Annotated in this window: 15 protein-coding genes, 2 tRNA genes and 1 rRNA gene; 5 read left to right on the top strand and 13 right to left on the bottom strand. The window is 56.3% G+C overall.

What is annotated here, in order from left to right; all coding sequences use genetic code 11:
* Positions 1 to 5 precede the first annotated feature (5 nt).
* A complete protein-coding gene (rep, locus tag HMPREF3142_RS24000) occupies positions 6 to 2,027 on the bottom strand; it encodes a DNA helicase Rep (RefSeq protein ID WP_008807973.1) in 2,022 nt (673 codons plus the stop codon).
* A 112-nt stretch (positions 2,028 to 2,139) separates the two neighbouring features.
* On the opposite strand from rep, the gene ppiC (HMPREF3142_RS23995) reads away from it, so the two are divergent.
* Both ppiC (HMPREF3142_RS23995) and ppiC (HMPREF3142_RS23990) read left to right on the top strand, forming a co-directional pair.
* Complete coding sequence (ppiC, locus tag HMPREF3142_RS23995; RefSeq protein WP_008807974.1) at positions 2,140 to 2,421, top strand: peptidylprolyl isomerase PpiC; 282 nt, start codon at positions 2,140 to 2,142, stop codon at positions 2,419 to 2,421.
* Between the two features lie 51 nt (positions 2,422 to 2,472).
* The gene (gene ppiC / locus HMPREF3142_RS23990; RefSeq protein ID WP_002883180.1) at positions 2,473 to 2,754 is read left to right on the top strand and encodes a peptidylprolyl isomerase PpiC; all 282 of its coding nucleotides are present in this window, start codon (positions 2,473 to 2,475) and stop codon (positions 2,752 to 2,754) included.
* 98 nt (positions 2,755 to 2,852) lie between these two features.
* Here the strand turns inward: ppiC (HMPREF3142_RS23990) and ilvC are convergent, their stop codons facing one another.
* Positions 2,853 to 4,328 carry a ketol-acid reductoisomerase gene (gene ilvC, locus HMPREF3142_RS23985; protein ID WP_008807976.1) on the bottom strand — a complete coding sequence of 492 codons (1,476 nt, stop codon included), beginning with the start codon at positions 4,326 to 4,328 and terminating at the stop codon, positions 2,853 to 2,855.
* Between the two features lie 154 nt (positions 4,329 to 4,482).
* Between ilvC and ilvY the strand changes: the two genes are divergently transcribed.
* Positions 4,483 to 5,373, top strand: coding sequence for an HTH-type transcriptional activator IlvY (gene ilvY / locus HMPREF3142_RS23980; protein WP_012543253.1), 891 nt, complete (start codon positions 4,483 to 4,485; stop codon positions 5,371 to 5,373).
* Here ilvY and ilvA read toward each other — a convergent pair.
* The 7 genes from ilvA to ilvL all read right to left on the bottom strand — a co-directional run bounded on the left by ilvA (position 5,370) and on the right by ilvL (position 11,916).
* Positions 5,370 to 6,914, bottom strand: a complete 1,545-nt coding sequence (ilvA, locus tag HMPREF3142_RS23975) for a threonine ammonia-lyase, biosynthetic (RefSeq protein WP_008807978.1) — start codon at positions 6,912 to 6,914, stop codon at positions 5,370 to 5,372. The genes ilvY and ilvA overlap by 4 nt on opposite strands.
* Positions 6,915 to 6,916: 2 nt before the next feature.
* On the bottom strand, positions 6,917 to 8,767 hold the full coding sequence (gene ilvD, locus HMPREF3142_RS23970; RefSeq protein ID WP_008807979.1) for a dihydroxy-acid dehydratase: 1,851 nt from the start codon (positions 8,765 to 8,767) through the stop codon (positions 6,917 to 6,919).
* A gap of 60 nt (positions 8,768 to 8,827) precedes the next feature.
* Positions 8,828 to 9,757 (bottom strand): branched-chain amino acid transaminase, encoded by a 930-nt coding sequence (locus tag HMPREF3142_RS23965; RefSeq protein ID WP_008807980.1) that lies wholly within the window; start codon positions 9,755 to 9,757, stop codon positions 8,828 to 8,830.
* A gap of 19 nt (positions 9,758 to 9,776) precedes the next feature.
* Positions 9,777 to 10,034 (bottom strand): acetolactate synthase 2 small subunit, encoded by a 258-nt coding sequence (ilvM, locus tag HMPREF3142_RS23960; protein WP_008807981.1) that lies wholly within the window; start codon positions 10,032 to 10,034, stop codon positions 9,777 to 9,779.
* Complete coding sequence (gene ilvG / locus HMPREF3142_RS23955) at positions 10,031 to 11,677, bottom strand: acetolactate synthase 2 catalytic subunit (protein ID WP_008807982.1); 1,647 nt, start codon at positions 11,675 to 11,677, stop codon at positions 10,031 to 10,033. The genes ilvM and ilvG overlap by 4 nt, the downstream gene beginning before the upstream one ends.
* A gap of 2 nt (positions 11,678 to 11,679) precedes the next feature.
* Entirely contained in the window at positions 11,680 to 11,730 is a 51-nt protein-coding gene (gene ilvX, locus HMPREF3142_RS30245; RefSeq protein WP_175426296.1) for a peptide IlvX, read from the bottom strand.
* Between the two features lie 87 nt (positions 11,731 to 11,817).
* On the bottom strand, positions 11,818 to 11,916 hold the full coding sequence (ilvL, locus tag HMPREF3142_RS28630) for an ilv operon leader peptide (RefSeq protein WP_001311244.1): 99 nt from the start codon (positions 11,914 to 11,916) through the stop codon (positions 11,818 to 11,820).
* A 354-nt stretch (positions 11,917 to 12,270) separates the two neighbouring features.
* Between ilvL and HMPREF3142_RS23950 the strand changes: the two genes are divergently transcribed.
* Entirely contained in the window at positions 12,271 to 13,791 is a 1,521-nt protein-coding gene (locus HMPREF3142_RS23950; protein ID WP_012969207.1) for a YifB family Mg chelatase-like AAA ATPase, read from the top strand.
* Positions 13,792 to 13,815: 24 nt separating this feature from the next.
* Here HMPREF3142_RS23950 and HMPREF3142_RS23945 read toward each other — a convergent pair whose 3' ends face one another.
* Positions 13,816 to 14,154: a MaoP family protein gene (locus tag HMPREF3142_RS23945; RefSeq protein ID WP_004886877.1), complete on the bottom strand. Its 339-nt coding sequence runs from the start codon at positions 14,152 to 14,154 to the stop codon at positions 13,816 to 13,818.
* Between the two features lie 118 nt (positions 14,155 to 14,272).
* On the opposite strand from HMPREF3142_RS23945, the gene hdfR reads away from it, so the two are divergent.
* A complete protein-coding gene (hdfR, locus tag HMPREF3142_RS23940) occupies positions 14,273 to 15,094 on the top strand; it encodes an HTH-type transcriptional regulator HdfR (RefSeq protein WP_012543255.1) in 822 nt (273 codons plus the stop codon).
* Positions 15,095 to 15,195: 101 nt separating this feature from the next.
* Here the strand turns inward: hdfR and HMPREF3142_RS23935 are convergent.
* The 3 genes from HMPREF3142_RS23935 to rrf form a co-directional block, all read right to left on the bottom strand.
* Positions 15,196 to 15,271, bottom strand: a tRNA-Trp gene (locus HMPREF3142_RS23935).
* 52 nt (positions 15,272 to 15,323) lie between these two features.
* A tRNA-Asp gene (locus tag HMPREF3142_RS23930) sits at positions 15,324 to 15,400 on the bottom strand.
* A gap of 57 nt (positions 15,401 to 15,457) precedes the next feature.
* Positions 15,458 to 15,573, bottom strand: a 5S ribosomal RNA gene (rrf, locus tag HMPREF3142_RS23925).
* Between the last annotated feature and the right edge of the window lie 94 nt (positions 15,574 to 15,667).

Below are 15,667 nucleotides of genomic sequence, written 5' to 3'. Positions count from 1 at the left end.
GGGCGTTAGCCTTTTTTCGCCTTCGCCAGCATCGCTTTAATATTCGCGACGTTGGCCTGGCCTTTATGCATACGTTCTTCCGCAGAGATAACTTTTCGCTCCTGCTCCCATATCAGATCGTCCTGCGGGAGCTCGAGCAGGAAACGGCTTGGCTCCGGGCGCACCAGCTCACCATACTGTCGGCGTTCCTTACAGAGCGTAAAGGTCAGCTCTTTTTGCGCACGGGTGATGCCGACGTAGGCTAACCGGCGCTCTTCATCGACGTTATCTTCATCGATGCTGCTCTGGTGCGGCAGCAATCCCTCTTCCATTCCCACCAGGTAAACATACGGGAACTCCAGCCCTTTTGAGGCATGGAGGGTCATCAGCTGCACCTGATCGAGCTCTTCATCCGATTCGCCGCGCTCCATCATGTCCCGCAGGGTAAAGCGGGTGACCACCTGCGTTAGGGTCATCGGCTCATCGATTTCGCTGCCTTCCAGCATCTCGGTCATCCAGGTAAACAGCTGGTTGACGTTTTTCATCCGCATTTCCGCGGCTTTCGGGCTGGGCGAGGTTTCATACAGCCAGGATTCGTAGTCGATCCCGCGAATCAAATCGCGCACGGCGGCAACGGGCTCGCGTTCGGCCAGCTGCTGAATTTCCCGCAGCCAGTGGGTAAAGCGCGTGAGGGATTCGTACCCGCGCCCGGTCAGCGTCTGGCTTAACCCCATGTCAAAGCTGGCGGTGAATAAGCCTTTATTGCGGCTCATCGCCCACTCACCCAGCTTTTGCAGCGTCGCCGGGCCGATCTCGCGCTTCGGCGTGTTGACGATACGCAGGAAGGCGCTATCGTCATCCGGGTTGGTCAGCACGCGCAGATAGGCCAGCAGGTCTTTAATTTCCGGACGCGAGAAGAACGACGTGCCGCCGGAGATTTTGTACGGGATGCGGTTCTGCATCAGCATCTTTTCAAAGACCCGCGACTGGTGGTTGCCACGGTAAAGGATCGCGTAGTCTTTGTAGTTGGTTTTATTAATAAAGTGGTGGGCGATCAGTTCCCCGGCCACGCGCTCCGCTTCATGATCTTCATTGTTGGCGGAGAGTACTTTCAGCTCGGTACCGTAGCCAAGTTCTGAGAACAGCCGCTTTTCAAAGACGTGCGGGTTATTAGCGATCAAAATGTTAGCGGCTTTCAGAATACGCCCGGAGGAGCGGTAGTTCTGTTCAAGCTTGATCACCTGCAACGCCGGGAAGTCCTGGCTGAGCAGCACCAGGTTCTGCGGCCGCGCGCCACGCCACGAGTAGATCGACTGGTCATCGTCCCCCACCACGGTAAAACGCGCGCGCTGCCCCACCAGTAATTTCACCAGTTCATACTGGCTGGTGTTGGTATCCTGATACTCATCCACCAGCAGGTAACGGATCTTGTTCTGCCAGCGTTCGCGCACCTCTTCATTACGCTGCAGCAGCAGCGTCGGCAACAGGATCAGATCGTCAAAATCGAGGACGTTGCAGGCCTTCATGTGCGCATCGTACAGCCCATAGCAGTGGGCGAAAATGCGGTCCCGTTCGCCTTTCGCGCCAGCCGCCGCCTGCGACGGGGTTTTCAGATCGTTTTTCCAGTTGGAGATCGTCGAGATCAGCTGCTGCAACACCACTTTGTCATCTTCGATCAACCCTTCGGTGAGCTCTTTCAGCAGCGCGACCTGGTCAGTATCATCGAACAAGGAAAAGTTAGACTTCATTCCCAGCGCGGCGTATTCACGTTTGATGATATCCAGGCCCAGGGTGTGGAAGGTGGAGATCATCAGCCCGCGCGCCTCTTTGCGCCCCAGCGTTTGCCCGACGCGCTCTTTCATTTCGCGCGCGGCCTTGTTGGTGAAGGTGACGGCCGCGATATGGCGCGCCTGATAGCCGCAGCCGCGGATCAGGTGGGCGATTTTATTCGTAATAACGCGGGTCTTACCGGAACCGGCGCCCGCCAGCACCAGGCACGGTCCGGTAACGAATTCGACGGCTTGTTGTTGGCCAGGGTTTAAACGCATGGGAATATTGCTCAATCTTCGAACGGGGTGTGGATTGTAGCAGAAAGCGAGGCCGAGATTTACCGGCTGATGGTAAAGTGTCAGCCACGCAATTCATCCTGAGGATCTGGTAATGGCAAAAAGCGCAGCGGCCCTGCATATTCTGGTTAAAGAAGAGAAACTGGCGCACGAGATCCTCGCCAAACTGGAACGGGGCATCAGCTTCGATCATCTGGCGAAGCGTTACTCAAAGTGTCCGTCCGGACGTCATGGCGGTGATTTAGGCGAATTCCCGCAGGGGACGATGGTCGGCCCGTTTGATCAAGCTGTCTTCAGCTGTCCGCTGCTCAAACCCTATGGCCCGGTGAAAACCAAATTCGGCTACCATATCATCAAGGTGCTGTATCGTCGGTAACGCGTGCTACTATGGCGCCCTGATTTATCCCAACTCACTCAAGGCGCAATCATGGCTAAAACCGCGGCAGCACTGCACATCCTGGTAAAAGAAGAGAAACTGGCGCTCGATCTGCTCGAGCAGCTCAAAAACGGCGCCGACTTCGGCAAGCTGGCAAAGAAACACTCCATTTGTCCGTCAGGCAAACGCGGCGGCGATCTGGGTGAGTTCCGCCAGGGCCAGATGGTACCGGCCTTCGATAAAGTGGTCTTCTCCTGCCCGGAACTGGAGCCAACCGGCCCGCTGCATACCCAGTTCGGCTACCACATCATCAAAGTGCTATACCGGAAATAAACAACAAGGCCTTCTCAAAGAGAAGGCCTTTAATGTTTGCCCCCTCTCCCACAGGGAGAGGGTTGGGGTGAGGGCATCCGCCCGCACCTTTTGTTTTATCAGCCGGCTACCGCGATACGTTTCATATCAGTCATATAACCGCGCAGTTTCTTACCTACCTGCTCGATAGCGTGGCTGCGAATTGCTTCGTTCACATCGCGCAGCTGAGCGTTATCTACCGCGCCTTCAGCAATCGCTTTGCCCAGGTCGCCGGTCTGCAGGGTAGTCATAAACTCTTTCAGCAGCGGTACGCAAGCGTAAGAGAACAGGTAGTTACCGTACTCTGCAGTATCAGAGATAACCACGTTCATTTCATACAGACGCTTACGGGCGATAGTGTTCGCGATCAGCGGCAGCTCGTGCAGTGATTCATAGTAAGCGGACTCTTCGATGATGCCGGAATCAACCATGGTTTCGAAGGCCAGCTCAACGCCCGCTTTCACCATCGCGATCATCAGCACGCCTTTATCGAAGTACTCCTGCTCGCCGATTTTGCCTTCATACTGCGGGGCGGTTTCGAACGCGGTTTTGCCGGTCTCTTCACGCCAGGTCAGCAGTTTCTTATCATCGTTCGCCCAGTCTGCCATCATACCGGAGGAGAATTCGCCGGAGATGATGTCGTCCATGTGTTTCTGGAACAGCGGCGCCATGATCTCTTTCAGCTGCTCGGACAGTGCATAAGCGCGCAGTTTCGCCGGGTTAGACAGGCGATCCATCATCAGGGTAATACCGCCCTGCTTCAGCGCTTCGGTGATGGTTTCCCAGCCGAACTGAATCAGTTTTTCCGCATACGCCGGATCGGTACCTTCCGCCACCAGCTTGTCGAAGCACAGCAGAGAACCCGCCTGCAGCATGCCGCAGAGGATGGTCTGCTCGCCCATCAGGTCAGATTTCACTTCCGCCACGAAGGAGGATTCCAGAACGCCCGCACGATGGCCGCCGGTCGCCGCTGCCCAGGCTTTGGCAATAGCCATGCCTTCGCCTTTCGGATCGTTTTCCGGGTGGACGGCGATAAGCGTCGGCACGCCGAAACCGCGTTTGTACTCTTCACGAACTTCGGTACCCGGGCACTTCGGCGCCACCATCACCACGGTGATGTCTTTGCGGATCTGCTCGCCCACTTCAACGATGTTGAAGCCGTGGGAGTAACCCAGCGCCGCGCCGTCTTTCATCAGCGGCTGTACGGAACGCACAACGTCAGAGTGCTGTTTGTCCGGCGTCAGGTTAACCACCAGGTCGGCCTGCGGGATCAGCTCTTCATAGGTACCGACTTTGAAGCCGTTTTCGGTCGCTTTACGCCAGGAAGCGCGCTTCTCGGCAATCGCTTCTTTACGCAACGCATAGGAGATATCCAGGCCGGAATCACGCATGTTCAGACCCTGGTTCAGGCCCTGCGCGCCACAGCCGACGATGACTACTTTTTTACCCTGAAGATAGCTTGCGCCATCGGCAAATTCATCGCGCCCCATAAAGCGGCATTTGCCCAGCTGTGCCAGCTGCTGGCGCAGATTCAGTGTGTTGAAGTAGTTAGCCATGGTGATACCTCGTGATGTTGTGTTGTCGTGCTTATTGTTCGGTTCGCTTTTGCGAGAATGAACTTACTATATGACAGGAATTTTATTGCGGAAATTGATATATTCACAACGTCACGTTGCAATTTATGAAACACAAAATCGGGGAGTATGCGCCGTGGATTTACGCGATCTGAAAACCTTTCTGCATCTGGCGGAAAGCCGCCATTTTGGCCGCAGCGCGCGGGCCATGCACGTCAGTCCTTCGACCCTTTCGCGGCAGATCCAACGCCTGGAAGAGGACCTCGGCCAGCCGCTGTTCGTTCGCGATAATCGCACCGTGACCCTAACCGAGGCCGGCGAAGAACTCCGCACCTTTGCCCAGCAGACCTTACTGCAGTATCAGCAGCTTCGCCACGCCATCGATCAGCAGGGACCGTCGCTCTCCGGTGAGCTGCATATCTTCTGCTCTGTCACCGCCGCTTATAGCCATCTGCCGCCGATCCTCGACCGCTTTCGCGCCGCGCATCCTTCGGTTGAGATAAAATTATCGACCGGCGATGCCGCTGACGCCATGGAGAAGGTCGTCACCGGCGAAGCCGACCTGGCGATTGCCGGTAAACCAGAGACCCTGCCGGGATCGGTGGCGTTTTCGATGCTGGAGAACCTCGCCGTGGTGTTAATTGCCCCGGCCCTTCCCTGCCCGGTGCGTAACCAGGTGACCGTTGAGCGTCCGGACTGGTCGACAGTGCCGTTTATCATGGCTGACCAGGGGCCGGTACGTCGGCGCATCGAGCTGTGGTTTCGACGCCATAAAATCAGCAACCCGTCGATCTATGCCACCGTCGGGGGACACGAAGCGATGGTGTCGATGGTCGCCCTCGGCTGCGGCGTGGCGCTGCTACCGGAGGTGGTACTGGAAAACAGCCCGGAACCGGTACGCAACCGGGTGATGATTCTGGAGCGCAGTGATGAGCAAACCCCGTTTGAGCTGGGCGTTTGCGCACAAAAAAAGCGGCTGCATGAGCCGCTTATTGATGCTTTCTGGAAAATCCTGCCTAACCACTAGCCCGCGAGGAAAAAGCGGAACGCCGGGTTATGCGTTTCATCGTGGCACTCATAGCCCAGTTCATTAAGGCGGGTTTCAAAGTCCGGCTCGTGCTCGCCCAGCTCAAAGGCCGCTAACACCCGACCATAGTCGGTGCCGTGGCTACGGTAGTGGAACAGCGAAATATTCCAGTGGGTGCCAAGGGTGTGCAGGAACTTCAGCAGCGCCCCCGGCGATTCAGGGAACTCGAAGCTAAACAGCCGCTCCTGCAGCGCTTTGGACGGCCGGCCGCCGACCATATAGCGCACATGGAGCTTGGCCATTTCGTCATCGGAAAGGTCAACGACGCTGTAGCCGCCATCGTTCAGTAACTGGAGGATCTCTTTCCGCTCTTCCAGCCCGCGACTCAGGCGTACCCCGACAAAAATGCAGGCGTCTTTAGCATCAGCAAAGCGGTAGTTGAACTCCGTCACCGAGCGCCCGCCCAGCAGCTGGCAAAACTTCAGAAAGCTGCCCTTCTCTTCCGGGATCGTCACCGCCAGCAGCGCTTCGCGCTGTTCCCCGAGCTCGCAGCGCTCAGACACGTAGCGCAGGCCGTGGAAGTTAACGTTGGCCCCGGACAGAATATGAGCCAGTCGCTCGCCGCGAATATTGTGCTGGGCGACATATTTCTTCATCCCCGCCAGCGCCAGCGCGCCGGAAGGCTCCGCCACCGCCCGCACATCTTCGAACAGATCTTTCATCGCCGCGCAAATAGCGTCGCTGTCGACAGTGATGATGTCGTCCAGATACTCCTGGCACAAACGGAAGGTTTCATCGCCGATGCGCTTCACCGCCACGCCTTCAGCAAACAAACCGACGCGCGGCAGATCCACCGGATGACCGGCATCCAGCGCCGCTTTCAGACATGCCGAGTCTTCCGCTTCTACCGCTATCACTTTAATCTGCGGCATCAGCTGCTTGATCAGCACCGCCACGCCCGCCGCCAGACCGCCACCGCCCACCGGGACGAATACACGGTCGATGTGGGCATCCTGCTGCAGCAGCTCCAGCGCCAAGGTTCCCTGACCCGCGATCACCATCGGGTGATCAAACGGCGGCACCCAGGTGAAGCCCTGCTGCTGCGCCAGTTCAATCGCCCGAGCTTTCGCTTCGTCAAAGTTGGCGCCATGCAGCAGCACTTCGCCGCCAAAACCGCGAACGGCATCGACTTTGATATCGGCGGTCGCTACCGGCATCACGATCAGCGCCTTAACCCCAAGCCGGGAGGCTGAGAAAGCCACTCCCTGCGCATGGTTGCCTGCCGACGCCGTGATCACCCCATTCGATTTCTGTTCCGCCGTCAGGCTGGACATCATCGCGTAGGCGCCGCGCAGCTTAAAGCTGTGTACCGGCTGGCGATCTTCGCGTTTGACCAGAATAACGTTATCCAGCCGCGAAGAGAGCTTCTCCATTTTTTGCAGCGGCGTTTTCTGCACCGCTTCATAAACTGGCGCGCGCAGCACTGCTCTCAGGTATTCGGCGCCCTCAGGGGCACCGGACAGGGGTTGTGAGTCCGCCATAATTAGCCACCCAGTTTTGATTTATCGCGCACCGCGCCCTTGTCGGCGCTGGTCGCGAGGCTGGCATAAGCGCGCAGTGCAAAGGAGACCTGGCGCTCGCGGTCTTTCGGCGTCCACGCCTTATCGCCACGCGCTTCCTGCGCTTCGCGACGGGCGGCGATTTCGGCATCGCTGAGCTGCAGCTGAATACCGCGGTTCGGAATATCGATAGCAATCATGTCGCCATCTTCGATGATCGCGATGTTGCCGCCGCTCGCCGCTTCCGGCGATACGTGGCCGATGGAAAGCCCGGAGGTGCCGCCGGAGAAACGACCATCGGTGATCAGCGCGCACGCTTTGCCAAGACCCATGGACTTCAGGAAGGTGGTCGGATAGAGCATCTCCTGCATCCCCGGCCCGCCTTTCGGCCCTTCATAGCGAATAACCACGACGTCGCCTTCCACGACTTTGCCGCCGAGGATGGCATCAACCGCTTCGTCCTGGCTTTCATAAACTTTCGCCGGGCCGGTAAATTTCAGGATGCTATCGTCCACACCGGCGGTTTTGACAATACAGCCGTTTTCAGCAAAGTTACCGTACAGGACCGCCAGGCCACCGTCTTTACTGTAGGCATGTTCCAGAGAACGGATACATCCCTCGGCGCGATCGTCATCCAACGTATCCCAGCGGCAATCCTGCGAGAATGCCTGAGTGGTACGGATCCCGGCCGGGCCGGCGCGGAACATTTTTTTCACCGCGTCGTCCTGGGTCACCATTACATCGTACTGTTCCAGGGTCTGCGGCAGCGTCAGGCCAAGGACGTTTTTCACATCGCGGTTGAGTAACCCCGCGCGGTCCAGCTCGCCCAGAATGCCCAGAACGCCACCAGCCCGGTGCACGTCTTCCATATGGTATTTCTGCGTACTCGGCGCCACTTTACACAGCTGCGGGACCTTGCGGGACAGTTTGTCGATATCGCTCATGGTGAAGTCGATTTCGGCTTCCTGCGCCGCCGCCAGCAGGTGCAGTACGGTATTGGTTGAACCGCCCATCGCGATATCGAGGGTCATGGCGTTTTCAAATGCCGCCTTGCTGGCGATATTGCGCGGCAGGGCGGAAGCGTCATCCTGCTCGTAGTAGCGTTTGGTCAGCTCCACGATACGTTTACCGGCGTTCAGGAACAGCTCCTTACGATCGGCGTGGGTCGCCAGCAGCGAGCCGTTACCCGGCTGTGACAGGCCCAGCGCTTCGGTCAGGCAGTTCATGGAGTTCGCGGTGAACATCCCGGAACAGGAACCACAGGTCGGACAAGCGGAACGTTCCACCTGGTTACTCTGTTCGTCGGACACTTTCGGATCCGCCCCCTGGATCATCGCATCCACCAGGTCGAGCTTGATGATTTTATCTGACAGCTTGGTCTTCCCGGCTTCCATTGGGCCACCGGAAACAAAGATCACCGGAATGTTCAGGCGCAGAGAGGCCATCAGCATCCCCGGAGTGATTTTGTCGCAGTTGGAGATACAGACCATGGCATCGGCGCAGTGGGCGTTAACCATGTACTCGACCGAGTCGGCGATCAGCTCGCGGGATGGCAGTGAATAGAGCATACCCCCGTGGCCCATGGCGATCCCATCATCCACCGCGATGGTGTTAAATTCTTTGGCGACACCGCCTGCCGCTTCAATCTGCTCGGCAACCAGTTTGCCGAGATCGCGCAGGTGCACGTGCCCGGGGACAAACTGGGTAAAGGAGTTGACGACGGCGATAATCGGTTTGCCGAAATCGGCATCGGTCATTCCGGTTGCGCGCCACAACGCGCGGGCGCCCGCCATGTTGCGGCCATGTGTGGTGGTGGCGGAACGGTACTTAGGCATGCTCTTTTTACTCCCATCTCTGTTTATTAAATGGGACGGTGCGTGCCGTCCCATTTTTAATTACTTACTTACCGGATCCAACCAGCCCCATTTATCTTCTGTTTCACCGGTGAAGAGGCCAAAGAAGGCTTCCTGAATGCGTTTGGTCACCGGCCCGCGGCGGCCTGCGCCGACCTGGATGCCGTCAACGCTGCGTACCGGGGTGATTTCTGCCGCGGTGCCGGACATGAACACTTCATCCGCGAGGTACAGCGATTCACGGGACAGCACCTGCTCGCGCACTTCGATGCCAAGATCTTTCGCCAGTTTGATGATCGCGTCGCGGGTAATGCCCGGCAGCGCGGAAGAGGTGAACGGCGGAGTAAACAGCACGCCATCTTTTACCTCAAACAGATTTTCGCCTGCACCTTCGGAGATATAACCGTTAACATCCAGCGCGATACCTTCCTGATAACCGTGACGACGCGCTTCGCTGCCGACCAGCAGAGAGGAGAGATAGTTGCCGCCCGCTTTCGCTGCGGTTGGGATGGTGTTCGGCGCCGCGCGGTTCCAGGAAGAAACCATCGCATCGATCCCCTGCTCCAGCGCTTCTGCGCCGAGGTAGGCGCCCCACGGGAACGCCGCGATGATAACGTCGGTTTTGTAACCGTCCGGCGGGTTAACGCCCATGCCAACATCGCCAACAAACACCAGCGGACGAATATAAGCGCTGGTCAGTTTATTGGTACGGATAACTTCGCGGCAGGCTTCCATCAGCTCGTCAACGCTCTGAGAAACCGGGAAACGGTAGATTTTGGCTGAATCATGCAGACGCTGCATGTGTTCACGATGGCGGAACACCACTGGCCCTTTGTGAGAATCGTAGCAGCGGATGCCTTCGAATACCGAAGTCCCGTAGTGCAACGCATGGGACATGACGTGCACTTTCGCCTCGCCCCATGGGGTCATCTCGCCATTGAACCAAATGTAATCAGCTTTCTTCGTCGTCATTTTTTTTATTCCTCTGCGCTCAGGCGCGGATTTGTTGTGATGTGGGTTGCTGGATCTCGACGCAGGCGACGTCGACCAGTTTACTTAATTGACTAAACAGTAATTCGACGGGCCGCGGGCTGGCAACGGTCAATTCGATATTTATATTTTGCGCATCCGACGCGGTTTCCATATTCATTGCGCAGATTTGAAAACCACGGTGGCGGACCACGCGCAGCACGCGCTCTAAGGTTTCCGGATTGAAACGCGCCTGCAAAGCGACCTGATGTTGCTTCATGATAATTTCTCCAGCATTTCTGCATTACTGGCGCCGGGCGGCACCAACGGCCAGACATTCTCAAGTTCGTCGATTGAGACATGAAGCAGGTATGGCCCCTGGCTCGAAAGCATGGTGTCGAGTGCCGCTTCAACCTGGTCTTTACGGGTGATGTGTTGGCCAGGAATACCGAAGGCGCTGGCCAGCGTGAGGAAATCAGGGTTATCAGTCAGAGTGGTTTCGCTATAACGTTCCTGGAAAAACAGCTGCTGCCATTGTCGAACCATCCCTAACCGCTGGTTGTCGAGTAACACGATCTTTAATGGTAATTGTTTGCGCTTGACGGTGCCCAGCTCCTGCACGTTCATCATGAAGGAACCGTCACCGGAGATACAGATCACCGTATCGTCCGGGCGCGCCACCTGGGCACCAACGGCGGCTGGCAGGCCAAAGCCCATCGTGCCTAAGCCGCTGGAGGTGATAAAGTTTTCCGGGCGGGTATAGGTCATATGTTGAGCCGACCACATCTGGTGCTGGCCAACGTCGGTTGTCACGACGCTATCCGCCGGCTTACGGTCGGAAAGCTGCTTCAGCAGCAGCGGCGCGTAGATCGCCTCGCCGGGATGATCGTAACGCCAGGCGTGCTCGGTGCGCAGTGCGGCATTATGCTCGCGCCAGGCATCGATAGCTAACGGCTGCTGCAGCGCCGGCAGCAAGCGGTTCAGATCGCCGGTCAGACCGATGTGCGCCTGACGCAGCTTGTTCAGCTCCGCCGGATCGATGTCCATGTGGATCACTTTGGCATGCGGAGCGAAGGTATTGAGCTTACCGGTCACACGATCGTCAAAGCGCGCGCCGACAGCGATCAGCAGATCGCACTCCTGTACCGCCAGGTTGGCCGCCTTAGTGCCGTGCATGCCCAGCATACCGAGATAATACGGATAATCTGCGGCCACCACGCCCAGCCCTTTCAGCGTGCAGGTTGCCGGCATTCGGGTTACCGCCAGGAATTCACGCAAAGCCGGTACCGCCTGCGCCATACCTACCCCGCCGCCAACATACAGCATCGGCTTCTGTGACTGAGCCAGCATCTGCAGAGCCTGAGCAACCTCCGCCTGCGGGAACGCCATCTCATCGTCGACGGTAGAGAAATGAGGATCAAGCTCGCCCTGGGCCATCTGAATATCCTTAGGGATATCAACCAGCACCGGGCCCGGACGGCCTGAGTTTGCCACCTGGAAAGCTTCAGCGATAACCCGCGGCAGCTCATCCAGAGACTGCACGAGGAAACTGTGCTTAGTACAGGCCAGTGACAAACCAAGAACGTCTACTTCCTGGAACGCATCCGTGCCGATGAAGGGAGCGGCCACCTGGCCGGTGATAGCGACAATGGGAATGGAATCAAGCAGGGCGTCCGCCAGGCCAGTGATCAGGTTGGTCGCGCCCGGGCCGGACGTCGCTATGCACACCCCGGTTTTCCCGGTTGCTCGCGCATAGCCAATAGCCGCCATGGCTGCCCCTTGCTCATGCCGACACAGCAGGTGCTCCACGCCGCCGTCATACAGTGCATCGTAAACCGGCATAATTGCGCCACCCGGATAGCCAAAAACTGTGTCGACTCCCTGTGTCCGCAAAGCATGTACCACCCACTGCGCGCCATTCATAGTTAGTTCCCCGTCATAAATCGGGAGAAACAGAATTTTATGCTAAAAGTCATCATCTGCTCCTCGCTTAGGTTATTTCAGTTATAAAAAAACCCCCGGACCTTTCGGTGCGGGGGTCTTAGTTCGTTAAGGCTTGATTCTTAAGCCTTTCCTCGTCCAAGTGCAGCCCCGCACGGTGGGATAATAATCACCACCACGCTAATCACGACCAGGCTAATCACTCGTAGAAGGGCTGTCATTTTCTGTACTTTCTGGCTTCTTGTTCGAAGGAATACCTAAAGAGGTACCACAGACATCACATAAAACACAAGATTTTTTTATATCCTGGTTTCTGAGCAGCCTAACAGTTTCAGGAAAAATAATTGTTTTATATGAAGAAAATCAGAAATGAAAAAAATTCAGTTTTCTTTCACGCTGTACGCTCAGCGCCCATCTCTGTTTCGGATGCACCACGTTTTTCGATCACGCTTCCATTTTCGGCTAAATGTAACGAGATGGCGTGAAAATAATGGATTTATGCTTCTAACTTCGTGTTATTGCCGCTGCCGTTTCACGGCAGGCTCGTCATAATCCTTCTCTGTCCAGGAGGTTTTATGTCGCTCGCCATCGTTTACACACGCGCGGCGCTCGGTATCGAAGCGCCATTGATTACTATCGAGGTTCATCTCAGTAGCGGTCTGCCTGGCTTGACCATGGTCGGGCTACCGGAGACCACCGTGAAAGAGGCCCGCGACCGGGTACGCAGCGCCTTGATCAACAGCGGTTACGCTTTCCCTGCGAAGAAAATAACCATTAACCTGGCACCTGCGGATCTGCCCAAAGAGGGCGGGCGATATGACCTTCCCATCGCTCTCGCGCTTCTCGTCGCCTCAGAGCAGCTCAACACTACCCGATTGAATCAATATGAGTTTGTGGGCGAACTCGCCCTTACAGGCGGCTTACGCGGCGTTCCAGGGGCGATCCCCAGCGCAATGGAAGCCATCAAAGCCGGCCGGCGCATTGTCGTCTCCTCTGACAATGCGGCTGAGGTGGGTCTGATCGGCGGCAGCGATTGCCTGGTCGCCGACCATCTGCAACAGGTGTGCGCGTTTCTCGCAGGGCAAGCATCGCTCTCGCCGCCTCTCGCCGACGTGCCCGCCGTTGATGAACGCTGTGAAGATCTACGTGATGTTATCGGCCAACAACAAGGCAAGCGAGCGCTGGAGATTGTGGCGGCCGGTGGCCACAACCTGCTGCTGATTGGCCCGCCCGGTACCGGCAAAACAATGCTTGCCTGCCGGCTCCCCGGCCTTTTGCCGCCATTAAGCAACCAGGAAGCGCTGGAGAGCACGGCCATTCAAAGTCTGGTCAACCTCCAGACTGCGAAGACCCGGTGGCGTCAGAGGCCGTTTCGCGCCCCTCACCATAGCGCCTCGCTGGCAGCGATGGTAGGCGGAGGCTCAATACCTGTCCCCGGCGAGATTTCACTGGCCCATAATGGCGTGCTGTTTCTTGATGAACTGCCAGAGTTTGAACGACGGGTGCTGGACGCGCTGCGTGAACCAATTGAGTCAGGCAAGATCCACATATCACGATCGCGCGCCAAGATTGACTATCCGGCGCGTTTTCAGCTTATCGCGGCAATGAACCCAAGCCCTACCGGGCATTATCAGGGCAAACATAATCGCGCGTCGCCTGAGCAGACATTGCGCTACCTTGGGCGCCTGTCCGGCCCTTTTCTCGACCGCTTCGATCTTTCTTTAGAGATCCCGCTCCCGCCGCCGGGGATACTGAGCCAGGGCACGCAGGGCGAAGAATCGAGTGCGACGGTCCGTCAGCGTGTGCTGGCGGCACGTGAACGTCAAATGCTCAGGCAAAATAAGCTGAATGCGCATCTTGAGAATCGTGAAATGAAGAGCTGCTGTCACTTGCGCCAGGAGGATGCGCTTTGGCTGGAACAGACGTTAACGCAGCTGGGGCTTTCTATACGGGCCTGGCAGCGTCTGTTAAAGGTGGCAAGAACCATTGCCGATCTGGCAGAAGCTGAAGAGATTGAACGCCGCCATTTGCAGGAGGCGCTCAGCTATCGGGCAATAGACCGGATGCTAAACCATCTGCAGAAAATGATGGCGTAAAAAAAGGGCTTACGCCCTTTTTTCTTAGTCATCGCTTTCGGTGTAATCGTCAGCGCCTTCCATCTGCGGTTTGCCGCCGGAAAGAGTATGGAAACGCTTCGGCCGCTTAATGCGTGCCATATACTTAATCCATACGCGTTCTGCTTCCGTTACCGGCTCACGTTCACCACGGCACACCGAGACAAATTGTTTTTCATCATCGGTAACAGGTTCGCGTTTACCCAGTTCCAGTTCGTTAAAGGCATAACCATGACGTTCCAGCAGTTGCGCCTCTTTGATGGTGAAATCACCATGACGGGAGAACCCGCGTGGATAATTTTTATTGTCGAAAAAACGATTAGTCGTCGTAAAGCTTTCCGCCATCCTACACGCTCCTGATTCTTTGGCCGAGCTATTTATGGCGCGGAGTATTAGTTACGCTTGACAGAGCGTCAAACAAAACATTTAAATCATGACGACAAATAATTTTGTGGAGAACGGTGTGGATACGGAATTGCTCAAGACTTTCCTGGAAGTGAGCAGAACTCGTCACTTTGGGCGGGCAGCAGAGGCACTTTACCTGACGCAGTCAGCGGTCAGCTTTCGTATTCGTCAGCTGGAGAATCAACTTGGTGTGAACCTGTTCACCCGCCATCGTAATAACATTCGTCTGACGACCGCCGGAGAAAAGCTACTGCCCTACGCCGAAACGTTGATGAACACCTGGCAGGCCGCGCGCAAGGAGGTCGCTCACTCTTCGCGACATAACGAATTCTCCATCGGGGCCAGCGCGTCGCTGTGGGAATGTCTACTGAACGGCTGGCTGGGGACTCTCTACAAAGATCCCTATAACCTGCAATTCGAGGCGCGGATCGCCCAACGTCAGTCATTAGTTAAACAGTTGCATGAACGCCAGCTCGATCTCCTGATCACAACTGAATCACCGAAGATGGATGAATTAAGCTGCCAGTTGCTGGGTAATTTCACCCTGGCGCTCTATTGTGCCGCCCCAGGGAAAAATAAGAATGATTTGAACTACCTGCGTCTGGAATGGGGGCCGGATTTCCAGCAAAACGAAGTGGGGCTGATTGGTAGCGATGATGTGCCACTGTTAACGACGAGCTCCGCAGAACTGGCTTATCAGCAACTCAGTACCTTGAATGGCTGTACCTGGTTACCCGTCAGTTGGGCGCAGCAGAAAAGTGGTCTGCATACGGTGACCGATAGCGTAACGCTCTCACGTCCTCTGTATGCCATTTGGCTACAAAATAGTGATAAACAAGCGCATATTCGCGAGATCCTGAAAAGCAGCATACTGGAATAAAGATCTGACTCCATGGATGGAGTGCTCAGAAAGCAAGGAAGAGAGAGGAATGGAAAAATTACAAGCAAAAAAAATCCTTTGCCTAAGCAAAGGATTATATATGGCAGGGGCGGAGAGACTCGAACTCGCGACACCCGGTTTTGGAGACCGGTGCTCTACCAACTGAGCTACGCCCCTAAATCTTTCTCGCTATTAAGCCCGCTAATATAGCAGGCTTAATTTTAATAAGTGGCGGAACGGACGGGACTCGAACCCGCGACCCCCTGCGTGACAGGCAGGTATTCTAACCGACTGAACTACCGCTCCACCGAATTTCTTCGCTTTATTACCACCGGTTGTCACCCCGGCTTACTGCAATTTGATGCCTGGCAGTTCCCTACTCTCACATGGGGAGACCCCACACTACCATCGGCGCTACGGCGTTTCACTTCTGAGTTCGGCATGGGGTCAGGTGGGACCACCGCGCTATCGCCGCCAGGCAAATTCTGTTTTCAACACGTCTCACGGACGCATCGATTAATCTGTATCAGAGCTGAAAATTCTCTCAAATCCGCCAAAACAGCTTCGGCGTTG

Source organism: Klebsiella sp. HMSC16C06 (assembly GCF_001808325.1).
In the GTDB taxonomy this organism is placed as follows: Bacteria; Pseudomonadota; Gammaproteobacteria; order Enterobacterales; family Enterobacteriaceae; genus Klebsiella; species Klebsiella variicola.
This window is presented reverse-complemented; position numbering and strand designations above follow the sequence as displayed.